The organism is Flammeovirga aprica JL-4, from assembly GCF_012844305.1.
In the GTDB taxonomy this organism is placed as follows: domain Bacteria; phylum Bacteroidota; class Bacteroidia; order Cytophagales; family Flammeovirgaceae; genus Flammeovirga; species Flammeovirga aprica.
Map to the genome: position 1 here is coordinate 1 of NZ_JABANE010000213.1, position 5,694 is coordinate 5,694.

General features: G+C 33.8%; 7 protein-coding genes. 6 read left to right on the forward strand and 1 reads right to left on the reverse strand.

The window, feature by feature from the left end; all coding sequences use genetic code 11:
- From HHU12_RS32920 to HHU12_RS32930, 3 genes are all read left to right on the forward strand, one after another.
- Positions 1-910, forward strand: a 910-nt coding sequence (locus HHU12_RS32920; RefSeq protein WP_205960061.1) for an RHS repeat domain-containing protein, incomplete at its 5' end; no start/stop codon positions are given.
- 22 nt (positions 911-932) lie between these two features.
- Positions 933-1,421 (forward strand): hypothetical protein, encoded by a 489-nt coding sequence (locus HHU12_RS32925; protein ID WP_169660976.1) that lies wholly within the window; start codon positions 933-935, stop codon positions 1,419-1,421.
- A gap of 211 nt (positions 1,422-1,632) precedes the next feature.
- The gene (locus tag HHU12_RS32930; RefSeq protein WP_169660977.1) at positions 1,633-2,661 is read left to right on the forward strand and encodes a hypothetical protein; all 1,029 of its coding nucleotides are present in this window, start codon (positions 1,633-1,635) and stop codon (positions 2,659-2,661) included.
- Positions 2,662-2,822: 161 nt separating this feature from the next.
- On the opposite strand, the gene HHU12_RS32935 is transcribed toward HHU12_RS32930, so the two are convergent.
- Complete coding sequence (locus tag HHU12_RS32935; RefSeq protein ID WP_169660978.1) at positions 2,823-3,227, reverse strand: hypothetical protein; 405 nt, start codon at positions 3,225-3,227, stop codon at positions 2,823-2,825.
- Positions 3,228-3,940: 713 nt separating this feature from the next.
- Between HHU12_RS32935 and HHU12_RS32940 the strand changes: the two genes are divergently transcribed.
- From HHU12_RS32940 to HHU12_RS32950, 3 genes are all read left to right on the forward strand, one after another.
- Positions 3,941-4,507, forward strand: a complete 567-nt coding sequence (locus HHU12_RS32940; RefSeq protein WP_169660979.1) for a hypothetical protein — start codon at positions 3,941-3,943, stop codon at positions 4,505-4,507.
- Between the two features lie 114 nt (positions 4,508-4,621).
- Entirely contained in the window at positions 4,622-4,990 is a 369-nt protein-coding gene (locus HHU12_RS32945; protein WP_169660980.1) for a hypothetical protein, read from the forward strand.
- Between the two features lie 22 nt (positions 4,991-5,012).
- The coding region (locus HHU12_RS32950) for a hypothetical protein (protein ID WP_169660981.1) at positions 5,013-5,694 on the forward strand (682 nt) is incomplete at its 3' end.

A 5,694-nucleotide genomic window follows, 5' to 3' on the forward strand; every position in this document is an offset into this window, starting at 1 on the left:
ACACGTTCTTTCATATAGTGATTACTATCCTTTTGGGTTGAAGATTACGGCTAGGAGTAGCGGTAGTGAGGAGTATAGGTATGGGTTTAATGGGATGGAACATGAAGAAGATATTGCAGGGTACTCAACAGAATTTAGACAATATAACCCTGTGATTGGAAGGTTTCTTAGTATTGACCCTGAATGGACTTTACAACCAGATATAAGTCCATATGTAGGCTTAAATGACAACCCAATTCTATTTAAAGATACTAAAGGTGATTTTGTAGTAATTGGTACTTCAATCGGAGTATATTATGCAGTAGCAGGTGCAGTAGTTTTAGGAACTATTACGATATGGCATGTTAAAAGGATGATTGATAAAGGGATGTTTGGCTCGCTCTTTAGAGGAAAACCTTCAATAAGAATACACCCAGTAATTCCAATAATGCCAAATGTACAGCCTGACAGGAAAAAACCATTAGCTCCTAAACCCAATCCAGGTATTCCAGTTGCTTTAACCCCAAGGCCTGAAGACTGGGATGATATGGACATAGATCAAAAAATAGGATGGCTTGAGGAAAATGGAGACCCAGAAGATGAGGATGATGTAAGAATACTTAAGGAATTAAAAGAGATACGTAAATGGCCAGCTATTTGGGCAGAGAAGTTTAAGAAAGTAAAAAACAAGAATAATAAAAGTGTGGAACCTGGTATTCCTATCATAGATCAGCTTAAAGGTAAAGGTCAGTTAGAAGACCTTAGAAATAATGGGAATATAAAGGGGATAGACCTCGAAAAATTAATTGAGCTAACCCCAGAAGAATTAGATAAGGAACTTGGAGATAGTAAATCTGGAAAAAAAATGAAACGACTAATTTATAAAGCATTTGAAAAGAGAGATTTAGGAAATAAAGGCCGTAAAAATTAATACAAATAAAATTTACGAATCAATGAAAATTACTATTGAATATAAACTAATTTTAGAAAATGACCTTAAAATTTTAAGTCTATCCCCTGAATTATATTTCGACCCTATTGGTTCGGATGAAAATTTTGAGGAGGATGGAATTGAAAAGTATAGTGACCCTAGGGAATATATTAATGAGTATGATAATAACTCTGTTTTATTAGATGAATTGGATTACGTTACTATATTGATTTCGGAATCAATAGAATCAGATAAAAGAATTAAAACTATTTATTATGACAAAGGAGAATCTCGTTTTATTCACAGAAAGGATAAAAATGGGTTTGAGTTAATAATTCAGTCATTTAAAATTGCAGAAAATGGAATTTTTAATTGTAGAATGGAAAGAGAGAGTAGTATAAAAGAATGGAAAATACAAAGTGGTATAGGTTTAAACTATAAAGTTGAACATAGAGGTGAAGAAAAATGGCTTTCTTTACTCAAGGGAGAGTTTATAAAAAAAGAATTATAATCAATCCCCACTGTTCTCAGTATAAAGCCATAAGGCGTTACTTAGAACTATCCAATTGCATAAGTTTCCAACTTATCACAACAAAAACCAACCCCCACAAGCCAAAAACACTTGTGGGGGTTATTTTATTACTTCTATCATAGAAAAAATATTTTGAAAACCGACCAATTACTCTTAATTTTACTCCACTTAGTGGAGTAAAAATAATATCATGAAAAATACCGCCAATAACCTCCCTCAAATAGAAACTGAAATCCAACAACTCCTGACCAAGGAAAAAAAATCTTGGAAGAAAATAGGGGAGTTAATGCTAATCGTAAAGAACCAGGAACTTTACAAAGGTGAATTCAAAAGTTTCACCAAGTGGGTCGGTCATGTCTCTTACTCTACCAATGTAGCCACTTCTTACATCTGGCGTATTTTCAAAGCCTCCAGAACCTTTTTAGGATTAATCGCTTCTGACAAACCGGAGGATTTGCATCAAGCCACTTCTACACCATACCAATTAGAAACTTTTGCTCAAATTGAAAAGTACGCACCTAAAGACATCGTAGAAGTTCAGATGGAAAAAATCCTTTCAGGAGATGCAAAAACTAAGGAGCTACGTGAAACTTGGAATGCAGTAAAACTAAATCAATTAGAGCGGTTTAATGAAACTGAATTCAATAATTCTCAATTCAATGAAGTTAATAATGTCACTCTTGCAGATACACAACTCAACACCTTAACAGCAGACGAAGTATATGAAGTCGTCACACTCAAAACAGAATGGGTCAGAACACTTTGCCTTCAGCATTATCCTTTTATCGCCAAGATGTCAACGCCAACCGAAACGAAATCCTTTAAAGAAGTAACGGTGAGAATAGATACTGAAGAGAAAACCCGATTCGGAAAACCAAAACCCCAACGTCGTAGATTTGATGCGATTATGACCATCAAACCCCATTATGCTGCTTATGGCGAGGAGTTAATGACAGCGGGCATAGAAATCAAAGTTTCCAAGCACGATCTACTCAATGATGATAAATTTGAAGAATACATAGGCTGGACCGACTTCTTCTTTTTTGCGGTGCCTCATAAATTGGTGGAGTCAGCAATGGAGAAAGCGGAAAGCAGTGAGCATTCGGATCTGATAGGAGTGCTTGATGTGGAAAAAGGGGAGATGGTAAAAGTTCCAGTAAGGCAGGAAGTAGGAGTGAGAGAGAAGATGGAGGTTTATAGGGAGATTGTTTTTAAGTAACAGTTATTTGAATTTTAAAATCTCTATTTTTTCTTAAAAAAAGATTTAGTGTTTCTGTAAGGTTGATTCAACCATGTTTCTCTTATAAGTCCTTGTACGTATACTGTAGTATTAATTTTATTAAAATAGTAATGTATACATGTATGGTCATTCACTACACGCTATTTTTTTAACTTAGGCATCATATTCTTATAACATACCACATCCCCATCCTCTGAACAATATAACGTAGGAAAAGAAGAGCTATGTTTAAAAGTCTTACCTTCAAATGTCACTTGTTCTGGAAGGTCTCTCATTGTATTATCGTCTGTAATAATCGCTGCACGATCCTGTTTTTGTGGAATAGGGGAGAGGTTACTGAATATTAAATTTTTCCTGTCACTATCCTTGTATGAAATAAAACGAGTTGGTAGTTCTTTGTTTCCAAATAGCTGATAGATCAATTTTGCAATGATATATCTTTTATAGCCTATACAGATGGATAAATGTTTTCCATCATCCCTTATTTTTGCATCTGTGGAAACAAGACCAGTTCTTTTTGATAGAACTGTATTTCGCTTTATCAAAAACGTATCATTGTCAACTTTTATAGGGTTCAATACTGATAAATCGTAGTTGTTTTTTTTTGCATAGTAGAGTATTTTCTTAGAAAGAAAAGTTAAGCATTATCACATTAGAATAGTCATCAAAAAAATCATCAATTTAATTCTTTGATTCCGCAAATATATTGAAATTAGGATCAATAAAACTACAGGACATACTAAATACAGAGTTTAGCAACTATCAAAATGTTCAAAACTAATCAATTGTAGTATTCAATATTATACTAATGAGTTAATGTTTGAAGTAGTAATAATTTGATGTTCCGCATATCCTATATTTTAAGGTATATACTTCAAAAAATCATCTGCTGGATGTTTACTTCAATTTCTCTTCAATGAACTTTATTCCTTCATTTAATCTGTCTAACTCTTCTTGCAGTTCCTGTTGTGACATTTTTTCGTAAAACTGTCTTAGATTCGGTTTCAGATTTTCTTTTATAAGATTAAAGATCTGACCGTCAAGTATAAAAAAGAAGGGTTAACATACTCTGAGATACTTGTCAAGATAGCCAAGGATATGAGGATGTACGTTGATAAAGTGGATGTTATTGTTGGCAGACATCTATTCAAGCATAAACAAAGTAGAGATTCCAAGTTAATCTAAACTGTTAACAACTTAAAATTTTTAAAACAAAGGTAACAGTGTGACCGTTACAGTTACCATAATAATCACAACAATGAAAAATCTATACACAATACTTATTTTATTATTAGTGTCATTCACAGCAAAAGCTCAATCTTGGTTTCCAATGGATGAGAAACTAAATTCAATATATGTTGGATACAGTGGTATGACATCTCCATATGAGTCAAGACAAGGTAAAAGCAATATGCCAATTGGAGGAGAATATTCAACAGGCGGTTTTGAAATTGGTATGACGGTACATAATGTACTTATTGATTTTCAAGCTAATATGAAAATGGGATCAGGTGAAAGTAATTCAGTTGAAACTGGTAACTGGGCTTATACAGGTGATCAGTCACTTCTCTCTTGGCATGTTGGATATGCACTACCAATATATAGTGAATCTGAATGGTTAGTGTCATTAGCTCCAAAAATAGGTGCTATTCACGCAAATCACATTATTAATGACTACGGTGGATACACAACATGGAGAACAAAAAATGCAGGTAGTTCATTTGATTACGGTATTGATCTTTTCACAACATACAAAAAGATAGTGTTAAAAATTGGATACACTAAGTATAATGAAGTGTCTGCCAGTATTGGCATTCGTTTATAGTAATTATAATAATCTCATAACAAATTTCATAATGAAAAATATATACACAATCCTATTTTATTATTTACAGTAGTATCATGCTCTGATAAAGAAGCTGAACCTACTAGTACCTACTTGGAAAATCATTACTATTCTGATTACAACGAAAAATCATCTAGGTATGAGTTCAAACCAGATGGCACTTTCACATATGAATCATACTATACAACATACTCAGATAGCGGTGTACCTGACTATATAGACCAGACAACGGCAGAAGGTAAGTATTATGTAGATGGGTTTGGAGTATACCAACTAAAGTATAACTCATATGTAGTCAATTCTTACGGTCTAAGTGGTGAAGGATGCTATATTTACATGTCAAATTACAGAGATGATGTTACTGAAGGTAGTGTTGATCCAGAAGCAGTTAATAATGATTATGATGATAATCCATACTTCAATTTCTTAGAAGCATCAAAGAACGTTTGCCAATTATTTTAATAACCTCATAACAAATTTCACAATGAAAAATATATACTTAATTTTTGCCATGCTAATTGCAATGGTATCATGTAACAACCAAGAAGAAGTTATAGCTCCTTCACAAGAACCTAGATCAATCTCAGTAACTCCAACGGTGGACTTGGTAGTATCTCCAATGAGTGGTAAGCATGAAGCACAAGACGGTCTACTGACTGATAACTACCTAATGAGCGTTACTGATGATCTTGGTAACAATAAGACTATCTACATTGATGATATCACTGATGATATGACGTATGATATTGACAGCATGTATGGTACAGTTTACATCAACGTTTATAGAGAAGGACGCGGTGAGCCTTATAAGCATTATACTCTTACTGGTGAAGCTATAATTCCTCCAGCACAAATATCTACCACTATTGAGATGGCTAACAGGCAATATGCTTACTTGGTAGTGAATGCACCTGTAGGAACCGTAAATAAGATATACAGAAAGTATGATGAGCATAATACATTCTACAACACTAATGATACAGAATATGATGGTAGATACGCCTATTTCAGCCAAGGTGACATGTTTGAGGTAATCATTGAGTATACTGATGGAAGCTATGAAATGTTCAACACGGGCTATTTAAATACTGATACTAGAGGTCCCTCCATGATTCTTACGACGATGTACCAGATCAATAATTTGACTAAAAAAGTCTCTAAAACCT

Bases quoted from the DNA above. Each gene is read 5' to 3' on its own strand.
- HHU12_RS32925 (WP_169660976.1), top strand. From the start codon at position 933: ATGAAAATTACTATTGAATATAAACTAATTTTAGAAAATGACCTTAAA.
- HHU12_RS32930 (WP_169660977.1), top strand. From the start codon at position 1,633: ATGAAAAATACCGCCAATAACCTCCCTCAAATAGAAACTGAAATCCAA.
- HHU12_RS32940 (WP_169660979.1), top strand. From the start codon at position 3,941: ATGAAAAATCTATACACAATACTTATTTTATTATTAGTGTCATTCACA.